This window comes from Streptomyces sp. NPDC002793, from assembly GCF_040295485.1.
GTDB lineage: Bacteria > Actinomycetota > Actinomycetes > Streptomycetales > Streptomycetaceae > Streptomyces.
This window is the reverse complement of record NZ_JBEOVL010000042.1, coordinates 17,533-35,298: the sequence shown is the minus strand read 5'-3', so window position 1 is coordinate 35,298 and position 17,766 is coordinate 17,533. Positions and strand designations below refer to the sequence as shown.

Here is a 17,766-nt window from a genome sequence, read left to right as displayed (position 1 = left end):
CTGGAGATACCGTGCCCCGCCCGTACGTCCTGCTGTCCGCAGCTGTATCGATCGACGGCCACCTCGACACCCGCCCGGGCGAGGACCGACTCCTGCTCTCCAACAAGCAGGACTTCGAGCGCGTCGACTCCGTACGAGCCAGTGTCGACGCGATCCTTGTCGGCGCCGGCACACTCCGCGCCGACAACCCCCGCCTCCTCGTCAACTCGGCGGAACGCAGGGCGTCCCGGGTCGCCGCCGGTGAGCCGGAGTACCCGCTGAAGGTCACCATCACAGGAACGGGCAACCTTGATCCCGGCTGGAAGTTCTGGCACCACGGCGGAGACAAGCTCGTCCTGGCCGTGGGCCATGAGGCCACCGCGAAAGCTCGCGCCAACCTCGGTGACCTGGCTACCATTCAGAGCGTCCCCGCCGAGGCCGTATGGCCGGCCGCGCTCGACATCCTCGGCGACGAATACGCCATCAAGCGGCTCATGGTCGAAGGCGGCGGCACCGTCCACACACAGCTCCTCGAGGCAGCTCTTGCCGACGAACTCCAACTCGTCATCGCCCCCCTCCTGGTCGGCCAGTCCGATGCGGTAAGGATGCTCGGCCCCGCCAGCTACCCCGGCGGCCCCGCCGCCCGCCTCCGGCTCCTGGAGACCCGCCAGATCGGCGACGTGGTACTCCTGACGTACGCCCCTAAGGACACCTCGACGGAGCCCCGATGAACGCCACCTCTTCAGCCGGCGCCCCCGGCACCGGCCGCAAGCCCAACACTGCAGACCGGAACTGGCTCATCCTCGCCTGTGAGCTGGCCGCGCTCTGCCCACCTTCGGAAACCGCCTTCAGCGTGGGGGCAGTCGTCGTCGCGGCCGACGGGACCGAACTCGCCCGCGGCTACTCCCGTGAGAGCGACCCCCACGACCATGCCGAGGAAGGGGCCCTCGCCAAGCTCCCCGCCGAGGACGCCCGGCTCGCCACCGCGACGATCTACAGCTCCCTGGAGCCCTGCGCCAGACGGGCATCCCGACCTCGCCCCTGCGCCCAGCTCATCCGCGACGTGGGCCTCCGCCGCGTCGTCACCGCATGGAGCGAACCCGATACGTTCGTCGTCGGCGCCGATGGCACCGAGACCCTCGAAGACGCCGGCGTCACAGTTCTTGCACTGCCTGAGTACGCAAACGCAGCACAGGCGCCGAACCGGCACCTCCTCTGATCCTCGGATTCAGGGAACCTCCAGGGTCTGGACTTGATCTGCTTTGACGGCCATTCGAGATCGGGGTTAAGCAAGCCCTCATCGTCGCCCGCGAGGGTGATCGCCGCTGCAAGCTCCCGCCGCACCAACGCGCGCTCGTCGCTCTGGTGCACCTGCGTAAGCACGACACCCCGACTCAGGTAGCCGCTGGCGTCGAGATCTCGGTCGGCACGACACACGCCTACACCACCGCGGTGATCGGCCTCCTGGCCGCGCAGGCCTCCGGCCTGCTCGAGATCCGTCCTGGCGCGTCTCCCGCAGCTTCCGAATCAGGCCCAACCGCATGACGTCAATCGCCAAGGCCGTCCTCACCCTGGAGAGGCAACGCAGGAAATGCTGAGTGATAGAGCTCCGCATCTCAGCCTGAATACTCGGCACATCAACATGCGCGCCCACCAGTCCCGGTGCCGAAGTCGGAGCTCAGGACACGTCCCGGCCGATCCAGCGGTCCCGGAACCAGGTCAGAGTCTCAGCAAGCGCGTCGCGGTTCCCGTCCTTCTCCAGCAAGGTCAACCGGAAATTGGGACGCAAGTCCAGCTTCCCCTCCGGGATGTCGACGCCGTCCAAACCGTTGACGCGGCCGAGGAGCTCCGCGCGCAGCAGGCGGTCGGTGAAGGGCTCGCGGGTGGCGAGGTACTGGAAGACCACCTCCGCCGAACCACCGCGGCCACCACCGGGGTAGAGCACCAGCGGCCAGATCCCGGCGCCGGGGAGACCTGCCGCACCCAGCATCAGGAAGGCGCTGGTAGTGACTTGGCCGGCCCCATAGCCGACCCAGCCGCCCAGCTCCTCCCACCGGGCGAGGAGAGTACGCACCGCGCCCACGGTCTCGGGGGTATCGTCCGCGGCGAGCTGGCGGAAGAACCGCTCGGCCCGGGTTTCCTCCTCTGGCTCCGCTCCGTCGCGCCCCGCCGCCACCGCGCCCTCCGAAGACTGCTCCTGGTCGGGATCGGCCAGCAGCAGTGCCAGGTCGGTGCTGGTCAAGCGTTGCGCGGGGTCCGCGGCCCCGGTCTGGGTGAAGTGGATGCCGTCGGCGCTCAGTCGCGCCCGTACGTCCTCACCCTCCGGCTGCGGGCCGGCCCAGCGAAAGCCGTCGGCGATCCGGCCCTCCGCGTTGAGGACGCGGTAGGCCTGCACGACGCCCGCGGTCTGGGCAAGGTGGTTGCCCACCGCCTGCGCGCCGGAGCCGATATACGCGGCGAGGTCACCATACGAGGTCCAGGTGCCGTGCGGCAGGGCAGCGAGAACCTGGTGGACGAGCTGCCAGTCGCGGCTCCGCTCGGCCCGGCCCACCCCACGCAGCGGAGACGGCCACAGCGCGAGCGCCCGCTCGGCCAACTCGTCGGCACGGGCACCGATCTCGCGGGCGCCCCAGCGGTCGGTGGCGGCGATGCGGCGGTTCATCTCCAGGTGACTGCTGTGCAGCAGGTCCTGCTTGCGGTCGAAGGGGTGGTTGGAGAGCTCGGAGTTCTGAGCGGTGAGGGTCAGGTTACCCAGGGTGTGCTGGAGTCGGGCGTGCACGTCCTGCGGGGTCTCGCCGTCGGTGGCGTCCTCGGCGAGAACTTGGAGCCAGTCGTCGCCCGCCGACTGCGGCAGGACGTGCTCGATGGTGAGTTTCGCGGCGGCGAAGTCCACAGGCTCGGGGTGGTCGTAGCTCTCCTCCAGCCGCTGGAGGACCAGTTTGCGCTGCTCCGGCCGACCGTACAGGTAGAAGGGCGCGGTCCTGAACTTCTCGCGCAGTTCGTCGTCGTCGGGCCAGTAGCGGTTGCTGGCGGAGAGGAGCTGACGCAGCCCGTCGGCGACGGGGACGTCCAGCGGAAGCTGGGCGGGAACCGACTGGAAGATCCGGTTGAGGTTGTTTGGCGGTACGCGACACACGGTGCGGCGTACCAGAAAGCTCTCGATGTACGACAAGGCGCGGGCCGTCTCCGCCGAGTCGGTCTCTCCACGTTCGCGACGGTCGAGCAGCAGCATCAGCGCCGGGTACGTGGCTGCGGCCTCCCAGGCGTCGAGTCGGCGAAGGTGGGCACGGACAGCCGGATCGCCCTCCTCGTCGGGGCGGACCACCTTACGGAAGTGCATGGACCGCCGGTGCAGTTCTTTCACGTACGCCTCGATGTCCGCTTCCCTGACCTCGGTCTGCTCGAAACGGTGCTGCTGAGCCGCGTACAGGTCCTGGCGGCGGACCCGGTCGTCGCCGTCAAGCACGAGCTGCAGCCACATGAGCTGTTCGAGCTCTTTGTTGCTCAGGCTTGCCTGGAGCGGCAGCCAGTACGTCTCGTAGACCAGTTCGCCACGGGTCGGCAGCCGCATGAAGAGGTAGTTGCGCAGCAGGTCGGCCTGGCTGAGCTTGAGACCGGTGTTGTTGAGGGACTCGAAGATGCGGTGGACGTTGTCACCGGCCTCGGCGGTCACCGCGACCAGGGTGAGCCGGGAGGTGATCGCCTGCTCGATCCGGAGGACGTCCTGCGGGTCGGCGGGGTCCTCCGCCTCGACGAGCTTGCGGCGGAAGAAGCGGTAGGCAACAGAAACGTTGTCCCCCGCCGCCTGCCCCTCGTGGGTGCCTCGGATGTGCGCGGCGTAGTTCGGCCGGTCGGCCTGGGTGGGCAGAAGACGGAACCGGTCGTTCTCGTTCTTCCGCTTGTTGATCAGGTATTCCTCGTCAATCCGCTCGGCCTCGTCCGACCGGCTCTGGGCGAGGTGGTCCCGGATGGCGGCGAGTGCGAGGGAGATCGTGGTCAGCCGCTGCTGGCCGTCGACCACCAGCCAGCGAGGGAACGTCGCCTCGTTTTGCGGGGACGGGGCAAGCACCACGGAGCCGAGGAAGTGCGCGCTCGCTTTCTCCCCGGTCTCCAGCAGGTCCACCTGATCGAGGATGTCGCTCCACAGCTGAGCCAGCTGCTTCTCCGTCCAGGAGTACGTCCGCTGGTAGAGCGGCACCTGGAACTGTTGAGCCCGCCCCTGCACGAGGTCGGCGAACAGCGTCTCTTTGGCCTGCACAGTGGTACCCGCTCCCCTTGGATTCCCGCGCCCCCGCACCCGTACGCTCCGCACTGCGGTGCCTGGAGGACCGACAATAGGGCGTGCCACCGACGCTCTTCCGCAAAACGATCGAGATCGGGCAAGGAGACGTGGGAGCGCCGACGGGCAGGGCTCGGGCGTCATGGTTGCACGGTAGATCGGTCCCCGGCTCGGACGCTGGAAGGGGCGGGGGATCGTCCGTCAGCGCCCTCCCGGCTGGCCGCGGCGCCGGGCCGAGGCTGAGGGCGCTGGTGGTGGGGGCTCGGGACTATCCTTCATCAAGTCCAGCAGCCGGAATGCGCGTTCGCTGGTCTCGCCGGGTGCGTACAGCGCGGTCAGGAGCAAAACTCCGACGGCGGCCAGTCGGGCGGTGAACAGCACCGCGTCCTTGTTGGTGTCCACCGCGTGCTGGTCTGTGGTCTTCATCGGCGTTCTTCCTGTCGTTGAGCCGACACCCGGCATGCCGGGCAGTACGGGCTCAGGGTCTACGGACGTGGAGCGTGAAGGGCCTCGTCGAGGCCACGATCGCTCCGTCCGGTCTACGGTTCCGCTGTAGGTCCCGAGGCCTGCGTAGGGCGCTGCGTGAGACCGGTCCACGGTTCTTGCAGCGGCGGGCTGTCACCTTCCGCCAGGGCGCGGTCTGCCGTTGGGCAGATCCCTGGGGCACTACCTACGCGGCGTCGGCAAGACCGTCGTCAGCGGCCGATCCGGCTGCGCTGATGCCCACGACCTCAAGCGAGACGCCGCGTGCGGCCAGCGCCTTCGCGGTCTGAGCGAGGGTGATCTGGGAGAAACCGAAGAGGGAATCAGGGGTGAGTTCGGCTCCGGTCTTCAGGTGGATGGCGAGGACGAGGCGCTTGGGGAGGAAGTCGTAGGGCAGCGTGCGCCGGCCGTCGCTCGCGCTGTGGACGCGCTGGGCGAAGTTCGCGCGGGCGCCGGCGGAGTCGTACAGAACCTCGACGGCTACCCGTGCCTGGTTGTAGAGGTGGCTGAGGGCACCGGAGCCACGGGCCTGCTTGACGAGGACGAGCGTGTCGTCCTGGGTCAGGAAGTCACAGATCTCGATCTGGTCGCTGGGCTTCGCCGGGTTGGGGATGGTCTTGCAGTCGAGCACGACCCAGTCTTCCCAGCCGACGGTCCGGGCCGTCTTCTTGTTGTAGGGAGTCTCCGACATTCCGCGAGGCCAGGCCGGCAGGACGACAGAAGGAACCGGAGCGAACAGCCGCTGCACCTCGCTGTGGAGGGAGGCAAGGTACGCGGCCCCGAACTCATACCACTCGCCGTCCAGCAGGCAGAACACGTGGGAGCCGAGGGAGACGGTGGCCTCGATCCAGCGCAGGGTTCCGACGGTGGCAATCACGTCGTCCGGCGCGCTCCGCCTGCGGCGCCCCCGAAGGAGCTTGACGGTGCCGGACTTGAGGGCTTCGAGGCGGCTCCCGGAGGGGAGATACCGGACGCGGCCGAGCACGTAGCCGAGGTCGAACGCGTCCGACTCGAAGCTCCCGTCGCTGTTGATCCGCGTGCGGTAGGTGGCGGCCTCCGCGTCGTTGCGCAGGTGGTCGAAGGGCACGGTCTCGGCGATACGGCCGTCGGCGGGCAGGCCGAGCTGGTCGTCCAGCGCCCGCTCGAGCTCGGTGAGGACGGTCACGTCCTTGACCGGGACGATGTGCTCGACGAACTCGAGGTCCTGATGCGGCAGGCGTTCGGTGCAGGCGCGGGCGATCTGGCGGATGTCGGAGACCAGGTCCGCCGGCTCAACTCCGAGGGGCAGGCGCAGTCCGCAGCCGCCCAGCACGGTGAATCCTCCGGCCCTGCCCTTGAGGGTCCGCGTGAGCGGAGCGTCGTTGAGGTAGCCGCCGAGACTGCGCACGATCCGGGTGTGATCGCTGAGGCCGAGCGCGGGCACGGGAGCACCGTTGGGAACAAGGGAGATGTCCGTGCGAGCCTGACCGAGAATTCCGGAGACGGCACCGCGGACGAGGGTCGGGTCGATCTCCCGGATCGCGAAGGACAGGCCGAACCGCTTGTCCTTGAGCTGCTCGGGGATGAGCCGGTACCCCTGGTCACAGCCGATGGCGTACACCTGGCCGTCGACGGCGAGCAGCAGCAGGGCAGCGGTGCGACGTACAGCCTCGGTGACGGGGATGCCGGTGGTGCGGGCCATCTGCTCGCACCAGCCGGCCTCATCCTGCTCCATGCCGCAGGTGAGGTAGACCGCCGGCACTCCGAGGCCGTCCGGCGTGTGCAGTTCCGCGCCGAGTGCGCTCAGGTAGTCGTGATCAAGGGCGTCGTACATGGCTTCCCTGGTGGGGGCCACGCCGTGAAGCCGGTAAAGGGTGCGCGAGACGGTGGTGGGTGCCATGAGGGGCCTCCGGAGTGTTGAGGGCGCGTGAAACGCAGGCGGTGGACAAGAGATCGGGCCTTACGAGGAGAACGCGGTGGAAGGAGACGGCCGGGGGTGGGTTCAGGCCGCGGTGACGGTCGGGGCGTGGGGCAGCTTCTTGACGGCGTCGTCGATGGCGCGCCAGGCGGTGCGCTCGGCGATGCGGCCGGTCGCCCGGCGCAGGGCGAGGTTGGCGAGGGCGTCGGCGGTCTCGTTGAGTTCGTGGCCTATGTGGCCCTTGAGCCAGCGGACGTCGACGCGTCCGGCGTGCGGGAGGAGCCGTTCGAGAAGGCTGCGGCTTTCGGGGAAGAGCAGGGCCCGGTGTGCGGGGTCGGGCGATCCCTCGGCGAGGGCCGTGTGGAGGCACGTGACGGCCTGCTTGCTGTCGCACAGGACAACGACCTGCGCGTCGTCGTCCGCGCGCAGGGCCGAAAGCGCCGCTTCACAGATGCCAATGATCTCGGCTTCGCCGCTGCTGGCGGCCATGGAGATGCCGAGGCCGGTGGTGCCGTCCTCGGCGGCCCAGCCGTATCCGCACACGGCGGAGTCGTCTCCGAGAGCGGCGTCGGCGACCACGACGCGGACACCGGGCGGCAGGTCGGTGAGGAGCGCGTACCGGTCATCGGCTTCGGGAAGGGGCGAAGCCGTGTCCGTGTCCTCCGCCACAGGCGGAACGTTCTCCTGCCCTGCCTCCTTCGGCGGGTCCGCCAAAACCAGCGTGCCGGCGAGTGCGGTGTGGCATCGCGGGCAGTTCGCGGGGCGGTCCGCGCATCCAACCTGATGGGCTTGGACCGCCTCCTGTACCGCCCATATCACCTCGGGCCGGAGGTCGGCCATCAGCGCGTACGCCGCGGCGTGCGCTGCGGTGATCTTGGCGCTGAGGTCACCGATCGACGCCAGGCGCCGGATCCGCCAGGAGAGCCGGAAGGCCAGGTACTTGGCCTCTCGTGCTCGGCAGGCCAGCACGGCCAGGTCCTCGTACGCGTCCTCCAGGGCGTCGAGTGTCCCGTGGCGCGCGTGGGGCGGGCGGGCGAGGGCGCGGAGCTCTGCCTGCGCGATCGCGTAGCAGCCCCAGGCGAGGGCCGCGGAGGCGAGTCGGTGCCATCGTTCGACGACCGCGTCGTGAGCGAGCCTGCTGTCCTCCTCCTCCCGCGCGTCCCGCAGCAGGGCGGCAACGAAGACCGTGTCGTCGCACTCGACCAGTTCTCGTACCGGGGCCGGGACTTCGCCGGTGAGGACACCGTGCTCGCGGGCCCACGCGCCAGCAGCGCCAGTGGGGACACTGAGGACCGATTCGGGGAGCCCGAGGTCGGCGCAGGCGGTCCGCAGGCAGTCCTGGTGAACGGAGGGCAGTACCGCTCGGGTGACGCGGACGCCCAGTCGCTCCGGGGGGTGACTCAGCGCGGCATGTACTTGCCCGCGCACTCGGCCGCAGACGGCTTCGGCTTCGCCGCGGGCCGCGGCCAGCCTGCGGGCTTCCCGTCGCAGCGGTCGCAGACGATCGGACGGGCCGGGCCCGAGTTCCGCCCGTCGTACCGCGCCGCGGGCCCGGGTGGACGCGTGGGCGAGAACAACGGCGATCGGCTCGGCAAGACCGGCGTCGGCCAGCGCCTCCAGAGTCGCCGCGTCCGCAGTGCCGTTCATGCGCCGCAGCACTGCCTCTTGGAGAGCCGTGAAGTCGTCGGCCAGGTGCTGCGCGAGGCTCTTGTTTCGGACCATGGCACACATTCCTTTCAGGTCGGGCGATCAGCGGGATGCGGGAAACAGGCGGAAGGACGGGGTCCGAATCGAGAGCGGAGAACGGGGCCGGCAGGCGGAGGCCGGGTGTGCGAAGTCGGGCACCCGGCCATCTGCGGTTGTAGAAAGCGGAATTAAGTCATCCGCATTTGCCGCACACTGCTCGCCGGAAGCGAGCGCTGTCGAAGACGGCGGCGGCGACGGGGACTACGAAAGGGCGTGCAGCGTCATCCGACGCGCGTCCACTCCTGGCACATCTTGGTCTGGAAGTACTCGCCCTTGTTGAGCGTCACCCGCCCGGGGCCGCTCAGGTTGTTGTTGGCGATGATCGCGTCGAACTCGCCGCTGGCGTCCTTGAGGCGGGCCCAGTAGCAGCCGAAATCACCGGAGGGGCCGGCGCTCTTGTACGTCCCGGCCTTGACGTCCTCGCCGACCAGGTACTCGCCTTCGCCGCTGACGCTGGTCGCGGGGCCGGCCTCCTCGGTCTCCTCCGGCTCCGCGGTGACGGTCTCCACTACGGTCCCGGTGACCGCCGGAGCGGCTTCCGCCTCTGCCATCTCGGTCACCGTCACGGCGGGCACCGGCGAGGCGCCGGTGGAGCCGGGAGCAGCCTTCGCTCCCGATTCGCCCTGCCCGCCTATCCCGGCCCCGATCAGGAGCGAAACGAGGGCTGTCGCTCCGTATGTGAGCCACGCCTTGCGACGGCTCGCCTTCATCGGCGCGCCCGGCACGTCCATGAAGCCGGGGGCCTGGGTCGGGCCAGGCTGCTGAGGGAGCGGGGGGAAGGTCATGTCGGTCTCCAGGTCTGCCAGTTCGGTGCCGGACTCGAATGAGGCCGGTGTCCCGATCGATGTCGTCGTGCTGACAGGGACCAAAGTGGCAGAACTCAAGGCACACGATGCTCTGGAAAGCCGATAACCCGGGTTACCAGACCTCTAAAGCTGAATGAGTGATTCCGCAAGTACTGTGTGCAGAGTTCTGAGGTGCCGCATCCGCGAAGGGTGTCGGGAGCGTCCATGAGGAGGGAGCGGAGCGAAATGACCGGTGCGCATGGAGCGGCTGCTCCCATCCTGTCGGAGGTTGTGTCCGGGCGGATCAGTTACGCGGAAATCGGAACACTCGCGCAGGTCAAGCGGCCCGTCGTCACCACCTGGGCCCGCCGGCACGCCGACTTCCCGCAGCCCGTAGGTAACGAGGGCGGCAGTCCGGTCTTCGACGGTCGTGCTGTCGTCGGATGGCTCCTGACCACCGGCCGGGGCAACACCGACGCTCGCCAGCTCCGGGCCGAACTGGCTCTGCACACCCTGTCCTCCTGGCGTCGGCGAATGCCCGCCAGGACGATGCTCGACGGAGTGACGGCGCTGATCCACCTGCGGCACGAACTGGACGAGCCCCTGGCCAATCTCGGCTGGGACGCGCTCCTACAACGGGCCGACGAAATCGACTTCGAGGACACGTACATCCGCCGGGAGGTATTCGCGCTCACCGCTGACGACGCGGCCGGGCCGGCTCTCGCAGGCCTCGCCGACGAGCTCATCGAAGCGGCCTACTCCCCCGCCGAGGCCGTCGAGTGGGTCATGGAGGCCCGCCGCCGGCTGGGCTGCCACGACCTCGCCATGGACGAGCCCGCATCCGCCGTCACCTCGACTCTGGCCCGTCTCTCCGGCATCGCCGCTCTGGACGAGGACGCGGAGGACTTCATCGTCGCCGTTCCCTACGCGAACAGCGGCGACCTCCTGATAGCCCTGCACGCGCAGACCGACCCCGAGGCCCGCCCCTTCTTCCTGGCCGCCGAACCCACCCACGACCTCGCCCGTCTCGCGCGGCGCCGCATGCTCGTCCGCGGCGTCCAGGAGTACGAACTGGACGTGGCCGACGGTCAGCACCTGGCGACCGACGACTGGGGGTATCCCCGCGTCATCGTCTGCGCCCTTCCCTACGGGGCGGCCGAGGCGCGAGACCCGCTCGCCGTTCTCCAGCAGGTCCAGGACCTGACCGATCTACTGACCGACCACTGCACGGCCGTCGTCCTCGGCCCTTCCGACGCCCTTGTCCATGCGCTGCCCCCACGGGAGGAGGCCGACCGCCTGCGGCGCTCCTTTCTCACCGAGGGCCTCCTCAAGGCTGCCGTCAACCTCCCCGAGGGCGCTGTCCCATACCGTCCCGCCTACCGCACAGCGATCTGGGTCCTATGCCGTATGCCGAAGGACGAGCGGCGCGGTCAGATCCTGCTCGCCGACCTCTCCTCGAAGCCGCTCACGGCGCCCTCCCTGGACGCCCTGGTCGAGGACCTCGACATCTTTCGCACCGCTGGTTGGAGAGCCGATGGACGCCACGAGCCCCGCAACGGCGAGATCCTCGCCGCGACCGGACTCCGTGACCGGCCCGGCACCGCCTTCGCCCCCCAGCACCGCACGGCCGCCCGTCGCTATACGCGCGCGGTCGTGGAGCGTCCGGCCCGTATCTCGGACCTGGAACTGCGCCTGGCCCAGCTCGCCGACAAGACGCGCCTCGAACTCTCCCTCACGGCCGAGCTCAAGGCGCACGCCGTCCTGCGTCCCGAGGAGCGTCCCTTCCGGCGCACGAGTGTGTCGGTCCTCGTCAAGCAGCGACGTCTGCGTCGGCTGCCCGGTCACCGCATCGCCCCCGAGCATCTGACCGTCGACGGCCACTACGCCGTGCTGACCCCCGACGAGATCACCGGCTTCGGCGCCGGAGGAGCCCGCCGTATCGATCGCGGGGTGCTCCTCACCGCCTACGAGCACGCCGAGTTCACCCAGCCCGGCGACGTGGTGGTCACAGCCACCCCGTCGTTCGGCGCGTGCGTGGACGAGGAGGGCCTATCCGTGGTCGCCTTCCCGGCGCGCGTGCTGCGGGTACGACCCGACGCCGAACTCCCCGTACGGCCGCGCGTGCTCGCAGCGCTGCTCCGGGCCGCTGCGGCGGAATACGCGCGGGTAGGCGGCGCGGTCCGGGCGGCCCGCCGCTTAGAAGACTTTCCCATCCCCGACCTCGACCAGGAGGAAGCCGACCGGTACGAGGCCCTCCTCGCCGAGATCGGCCGCCGCACTACCCTGCTCCGGCAGCAGACCGCGGCTCTGGACGACCTCGCCGCGCTGACCGCCGCCGGCCTCACCGACGGCACCCTTACGCTCATCGAACCGCCCGCATCCTTCCGTTCCTGACCTCTCTCAAGGAGACCCGAGACCCCATGCCCCCCCGGCAGAAGAAGCCCGTCGACCAGGTGGAACTGTTCACCGCCTCGACCGCGAAAGAGATCCAGGCCATCCTCTGGAAGGCCGCCGACAAACTGCGCGGCTCCATGGACGCCGCCCAGTACAAGGAGTTCGTCCTCGGCCTGATCTTCCTCAAGTACATCTCCGACGCCTTCGACGAGCGCCGAGAGCAGCTCGCCAAGGAGCTCGCCGACGACGGGATCTCCGAGGACCGCCTCGCGGAGTTCCTGGAGGACCAGGACGAGTACACCGGCCACAACGTCTTCTGGGTCCCCGAGACCGCCCGCTGGTCTTGGATCGCCGCCAACGCCAAGAGCAAGGGCGTCGGCCTCCTCCTTGACGAGGCCATGGACATCATCATGCGGGCGAACCCCTCGCTGACCGCCGTCCTCCCGAAGATCTTCAACCGGGACAACGTCGATCAGAAGCGGCTGGCCGAGCTCGTCGACCTCATCAGCGACGCCCGCTTCGGCGGCGGCAGTGATGACAAGCCGGCCCAGGACGTGCTCGGCGAGGTCTACGAGTACTTCCTCGGCAACTTCGCCCGCGCGGAGGGCAAGCGCGGCGGCGAGTTCTACACGCCGAGCAGCGTGGTCCGTCTCATCGTCGAGATCCTGGAACCGTACGAGGGCCGGGTGTACGACCCAGCCTGCGGCTCAGGCGGCATGTTCGTCCAAGCGGGCAAGTTCATCGAGGCGCACCGCGGTCGCGGCCACAAGTCCGACATTGCGGTCTACGGTCAGGAACTCAACGAGCGCACCTGGCGTCTAGCCAAGATGAACCTCGCCATCCACGGCATCGACGGGGACCTCTCCACCCGCTGGGGCGACACCTTCGACCAGGACCGGCACCCGGACCTCAAGGCCGACTTCGTCATGGCCAACCCCCCGTTCAACATCAAGGACTGGTCGAGGAACGAGAACGACCCGCGCTGGAAGTACGGGGTCCCGCCGAAGGCCAACGCGAACTACGCGTGGCTCCAGCACATCCTCAGCAAGCTCGGTGAGCGCGGTACGGGTGGCGTCGTCCTCGCGAACGGCTCGATGAGCAGCCAGCAGAGCGGCGAGGGCGAGATCCGCCGCGCGATGGTTGATGCCGACCAGGTGGCGTGCATGGTGGCCCTGCCGTCGCAGCTCTTCCGGACAACCCAGATCCCGGCCTGCCTGTGGTTCCTGGCCAAGGACAAGGGCCCGCAGGGCCCGAAGCGCCTGACCGACCGCCGCGGCGAGATCCTCTTCATCGACGCACGTGGCATGGGCGAGATGATCGACCGCACGGAGCGCGACCTGACGGCATCCGACCTCGCGAAGATCGCGAATTCCTATCACGCTTGGCGCGGGACGCAGTCGGCGCGCGAGGAGGGGCTTCCGTACGCGGATGAGCCGGGCTTCTGTGTCTCGGCCGACCTGGCAACGGTTCGTGAGCATGACTATGTGCTGACGCCGGGGCGGTACGTAGGCGCGGTCGACGTGGAGGAAGAGGGTGCGGAGGCGATCACGGAGAGGATCGCGAAGCTGACGGAGGAGTTGTACGAGCTCTTCGACAAGTCGGACGAGCTGGCGAAGACGGTGCGCGAGCAGCTGGGGGCTCTCGATGGATAACGAAAACTTCAACTCCGCATCAGGCCTCCCGCGCCTTCCCAACGGCTGGACGTATGCGCCGCTACAAGAATTGTTGAATCCTGCTGGAATTTCTTATGGAATCGTTCAGCCAGGCCCACCAGATCCCTCGGGAATCCCGATTATTCGAGTTAAAGATATCAAAAATGGAAAAGTAAATCAGGGCGATCCACTAAAAGTGGCACCCGAGGTCGAAGAAAAGCACTCTCGAACCCGCCTGGAGGGCGGCGAAGTACTAATTACCCTTGTCGGATCTGTTGGAGAAGTTGCGATTGCATCCAACGATCTTTCAGGTTGGAATGTCGCCCGCGCAATCGGCGTTCTTCGACTATCGGAACATATTTCTGGGCCATGGCTGAAGGCGTGCCTCGACTCCGATACGGCGCAGCACTACATGCGGCAGCGGCTGAATACGACCGTCCAAGCGACACTGAACCTGCGAGATGTCCGGACGATTCCAATCGTGATGCCACCGGAACGCGATCGGATTGCCATTACGGGCCTTATCGAGGCCCTGGACAACAAGATCGCCGTCAACGAGCGCATCGCGGCCAAGACCGATGCGCTCGCGTCATCCATGTTCGAAGCATTGCTGGCCTCCAGTGAGGAAATCAATCAGGTTCTGCTCGCCGAGGTGGCCGACGTAAATAAGTCATCCGTAAAGCCTTTTGGCGAGGGAACCCTTCGGTATGTTGACATTTCTAGCGTCGGAATTGGTTCCTACGATTGGCCTGAAGAAACATCCTGGGCTGATGCTCCCGGTAGAGCTCGACGTAAGGCGGCAGTAGGCGACACGATCTGGTCAACGGTTCGCCCAAATCGCCGATCGCATGCACTCGTTCTCGACGATGATCCCGATCTCGTGTTTTCAACTGGTTTGGCTGTCTTGACACCCAGGAGTGTGGGCCCAGCATTTCTGTACGAAGTCACCCGGACTGCAGCCTTCCAAGGCTATTTGGAAAGCGTAGCGGAGGGAAGTGCCTATCCGGCAGTAAGAGCAGACCGCTTCAAAGCAGCTCCACTAGAATTGCCTTCACCAGAAGAACGTCATCGGTTTGAGGGTCGTGTGATGGCTATTCGTCTCCGCGCGCATCAGTCAAACGTCGAGTCCCGCACCCTGGCTACTCTCCGCGATACCCTCCTCCCCCAGCTCATGTCCGGCCGCCTTCGCGTCAGAGACGCCGAGAAGATTGTCGAGGATCACGCATGACGCCCCACGGTGAGCACGTCAACGGCACGGACAACTTCCGCCCTCTGGAGATCGACTGGGAGCTCCTCGCACTCGAAGAACTGCTGGAGCTCGACTGGCCGAAGGCCGAGGGCAACGAGCTCGCGCCCGGTTCCGGTCACCGCGCGTCCTGGGACGATTTGATCCTGTACTCCGATCTCCGCGAGGCGATCGAGCGGCTGAACCCCGCCCTCTCCCCCGACGCCGTGCGCGACGCCGTCGCGACCGCCGCGACGCCGGCCTCCCAGGACGCGTACGAGGAGAACCGGACCGCGCACGGCTTCCTGACCGGCGGCATTCGCTCCGTCACGTACGTCGACGCCCTCGGAGCCGAGCACAACCCGACGATACGGATCGTCGACCTCGACGACGCGGACGCCAACACCTACCGCGCTGTCCGCCAGGCCACCGTCATCGATGGCGAGCGGAACCGTCGCTTCGACCTCGTCCTCTACGTCAACGGCCTGCCGCTCGCCGTCATCGAGCTGAAGCGGGCCGGCGACGAGGACGCCACCCTCGAGACCGCGCACGCGCAGATCAACCGGTATGCCGAGGAGTTCCCGACCGCATTCCGGTATAACGCAGTGGTCCTCCTCTCGGACGGGATAACCGCCAAGTACGGCACCCCCTTCACGCCGTACGAGCACTTCGCTCCGTGGAACACCGACGAGTTCGGGGCCCGCGTGGAAACGCTGGAGAGCGACGGCCTGGCCGAGACGGGTCAATCCCTCGCGCTGCACGGGCTCTTCGCCCAGCCCAGGTTCCTCTTGCTCGTGAAGTCCTTCATCAACTTCGTGCCCGCCAAGCGCATGAAGCGGATCGCCAAGCCCCACCAGTACTTCGCGGTCACCCGCGCCGCCGACGCCGTCCGCGACGCCGCGGCCAGTGACGGCAGGGCTGGAGTGGTGTGGCACACGCAGGGCTCGGGCAAGTCCGAGGAGATGGTGCTGACAACGAACCTCGTCAGCCGGGATCCCCTCCTGCACAACCCCACCGTCGTGGTCATCACCGACCGGAACGACCTCGACGATCAGCTGTACTCCACCTTCCTGGAGAGCGAGGTCCTGCCCGAGGCACCTCGGCAGATCGCCACCCGCGCCGAGCTGCGCGAGGAACTCGCCGCCAAGCGCACCGGCGGCATCCTCTTCACCACGCTCCAGAAGTTCGGTAGGACCAAGCAGGAGAAGGAGTCGGGAACCGACCACCCGCTCCTCTCCGACCGGCGGAACATCGTCGTCGTCGTCGACGAGGCCCACCGCAGCCACTACGACAACCTCGACGGCTACGCCCGCCACCTGCGCGACGCGCTGCCGCACGCCACGCTTCTCGCCTTCACCGGCACCCCGATCTCCGAGGCCGACCGCGACACCCGCGATGTCTTCGGCGACTACATCGACGTGTACGACCTCAAGCGGGCCGCCGACGACGGCGCGACCGTGAAGGTCTACCACGAGAGCCGCGTCGTCCAGCTCGTCCTCGACCGGGACGTCGACCCCACCACCATCGACGCCGAGGCCGACCGCATCACCGACGGCCTGGACGACACCGAGCGCCAGCGCGTCGAGCAGCTCGTCGCCACGATGAACGCGATGTACGGCGCACCGGCCCGTATCCGCGATCTGACCGCCGACCTGGTCGAGCACTGGGAGGCACGCCGCGAGCGCATGAAGGCGTTCGTCGGGGTGTCCGAGGAGCCCGGCGGCGCGACCGGCAAGGCGATGATTGTCTGTGCTACCCGTGACATCTGCGTCAGCGTGTACGACGCCCTGCGCGAGCTGCGGCCCGAATGGCACAACGATGAGGTCGACAAGGGCTCCATGAAGATCGTCTTCTCCTCTGACTCCCGCAAGGACCCCGAACGCCTGCGCACGCACGCCCTGCGCGGATCCCAGCGGAAGGCCGTCATCAACAGGGCCAAGGACCCCGACGACACGCTGGAACTCCTCATCGTCAACAACATGCTCCTGACCGGCTTCGACGCACCGCCGATCCACACCATGTATCTGGACCGTCCACTCAAGGGCGCCAACCTGATGCAGGCCCTGGCCAGGGTCAACCGGCGCTTCCGCTCGAAGCAGGACGGCCTCCTCGTCGGCTACGCCCCGCTCACCGAGAACCTCCAGCGGGCGATCGCCGAGTACTCCGAGCCCGACCAGGAAGACCGGACACTCGGTCAGGACATCGACCGGGCGCTGGACGAGCTGCGCAACGAGTACGAGATTCTCGACGGCATCCTGCACGGCTGGGACTGGCGTGGCCGTCTCGCCAAGCCATCCCAGCGGGCGTTCATCGAAGCGGCCCTCAGCACCGCGAACCACCTCCGCGACCCGCGCACACCCGGCAACAACCCGGAGACACTCGACAACCCCAACGAGACCCTGAGCCGCCGCTTCCGCGAGCACGCCCACCGCTTGGAGCGCTTCTTCGCGCTCGCCGGCTCCTCCGCCGACATCGGCTCCCGGTTCCCGGACCAGCCGCAGTGGAAGCGAGACATCCAGTTCCTCGTCGAGGTCCGCGCCTACATGGCCAAGCTCGACGCCATGGACCGCGAGGCACGCGGCCTGCCGGTGGCCCGCGACGTCGCCCTGTACCTCGCCCAGCTGACCTCGGCCGTCGTCGAGACCGGCGGGGTGACCGACCTCTTCGCCGAGGCCGGCCTGGAGACGGCCGACCTGACCCACCTCAACGACGCCCTCGTCGCCCAGCTCCAGAAGAGCGACACGCCGCACCTGGCCGCCGAAGCGCTGCGTCGCCTCGTCGAGCAGAAGATGCGCGAGGTCACCCGGCACAACGTCGTCCGGCAGACCGCGTTCTCCGACCGCCTCCAGGACCTCATGGTCAAGTACATGCGGCAGCAGCTCACCAGTGCGGAAATCATCGCCAAGCTGGTCGAGATGGCCAAGGAAATCGCGAACGACGCGAAGCGCGGCAACCAGTTCGACCCTCGCCTGAGCAACGACGAACTCGCCTTCTACGACGCCGTAGCTGACCTCGGCTCCGCGCGTGAACTGATGGGCGACGAGGTTCTCTCCGGCATCGCCCGCGATCTCGTCGTACAGATCCGCAAGAATCTCAAGCCCGACTGGATTGCCCGCGAGCCAGTCCGCGCCAAGCTCCGCAGCACCATCAAGCGCCTCCTGGCCAGGCACGGCTACCCGCCGGCCCAGGCCCCCGCGGCTATCGACCTCGTCCTGAAGCAGATGGAGCACTTCGCCAACGAGTGGGCCGCCGGCGGAAACGCCAGCGCCTGACGTCCAGGCCGAAGCGCCCGTCCATGTTCGAGGCCGCCGACGGGACCGGGTGGT

General features: G+C 67.9%; 9 protein-coding genes and 2 pseudogenes. 6 read left to right on the top strand and 5 right to left on the bottom strand.

The window, feature by feature from the left end:
- Positions 1-11 precede the first annotated feature (11 nt).
- Positions 12-1,198: pseudogene (locus ABT001_RS29525) on the top strand (dihydrofolate reductase family protein).
- A 59-nt stretch (positions 1,199-1,257) separates the two neighbouring features.
- Positions 1,258-1,470: pseudogene (locus tag ABT001_RS29520) on the top strand (helix-turn-helix domain-containing protein); the annotation flags it as partial.
- A 187-nt stretch (positions 1,471-1,657) separates the two neighbouring features.
- On the opposite strand, the gene ABT001_RS29515 reads toward ABT001_RS29520, so the two are convergent.
- The 5 genes from ABT001_RS29515 to ABT001_RS29495 form a co-directional block, all read right to left on the bottom strand.
- On the bottom strand, positions 1,658-4,237 hold the full coding sequence (locus tag ABT001_RS29515) for a GmrSD restriction endonuclease domain-containing protein (protein ID WP_351283697.1): 2,580 nt from the start codon (positions 4,235-4,237) through the stop codon (positions 1,658-1,660).
- Positions 4,238-4,459: 222 nt separating this feature from the next.
- A complete protein-coding gene (locus ABT001_RS29510) occupies positions 4,460-4,684 on the bottom strand; it encodes a hypothetical protein (protein WP_351283695.1) in 225 nt (74 codons plus the stop codon).
- A 244-nt stretch (positions 4,685-4,928) separates the two neighbouring features.
- Positions 4,929-6,620: a TIGR04141 family sporadically distributed protein gene (locus tag ABT001_RS29505; RefSeq protein ID WP_351283693.1), complete on the bottom strand. Its 1,692-nt coding sequence runs from the start codon at positions 6,618-6,620 to the stop codon at positions 4,929-4,931.
- 102 nt (positions 6,621-6,722) lie between these two features.
- Positions 6,723-8,360 (bottom strand): RNase H family protein, encoded by a 1,638-nt coding sequence (locus tag ABT001_RS29500; protein WP_351283690.1) that lies wholly within the window; start codon positions 8,358-8,360, stop codon positions 6,723-6,725.
- A gap of 245 nt (positions 8,361-8,605) precedes the next feature.
- Positions 8,606-9,169, bottom strand: coding sequence for an Rv1352/Rv1906c domain-containing protein (locus tag ABT001_RS29495; protein ID WP_351283687.1), 564 nt, complete (start codon positions 9,167-9,169; stop codon positions 8,606-8,608).
- Positions 9,170-9,415: 246 nt separating this feature from the next.
- On the opposite strand from ABT001_RS29495, the gene ABT001_RS29490 reads away from it, so the two are divergent.
- Genes ABT001_RS29490 through ABT001_RS29475 form a run of 4 tightly spaced genes read left to right on the top strand, consistent with a single transcriptional unit; the run spans position 9,416 to position 17,712 of the window.
- A complete protein-coding gene (locus ABT001_RS29490) occupies positions 9,416-11,563 on the top strand; it encodes a DNA methyltransferase family protein (RefSeq protein WP_351283685.1) in 2,148 nt (715 codons plus the stop codon).
- Positions 11,564-11,589: 26 nt separating this feature from the next.
- Positions 11,590-13,215, top strand: coding sequence for a class I SAM-dependent DNA methyltransferase (locus tag ABT001_RS29485; protein WP_351283683.1), 1,626 nt, complete (start codon positions 11,590-11,592; stop codon positions 13,213-13,215).
- Complete coding sequence (locus ABT001_RS29480) at positions 13,208-14,443, top strand: restriction endonuclease subunit S (RefSeq protein ID WP_351283680.1); 1,236 nt, start codon at positions 13,208-13,210, stop codon at positions 14,441-14,443. The genes ABT001_RS29485 and ABT001_RS29480 overlap by 8 nt, the downstream gene beginning before the upstream one ends.
- Positions 14,440-17,712, top strand: a complete 3,273-nt coding sequence (locus ABT001_RS29475) for a type I restriction endonuclease subunit R (RefSeq protein ID WP_351283676.1) — start codon at positions 14,440-14,442, stop codon at positions 17,710-17,712. The genes ABT001_RS29480 and ABT001_RS29475 overlap by 4 nt, the downstream gene beginning before the upstream one ends.
- Positions 17,713-17,766 lie beyond the last annotated feature (54 nt).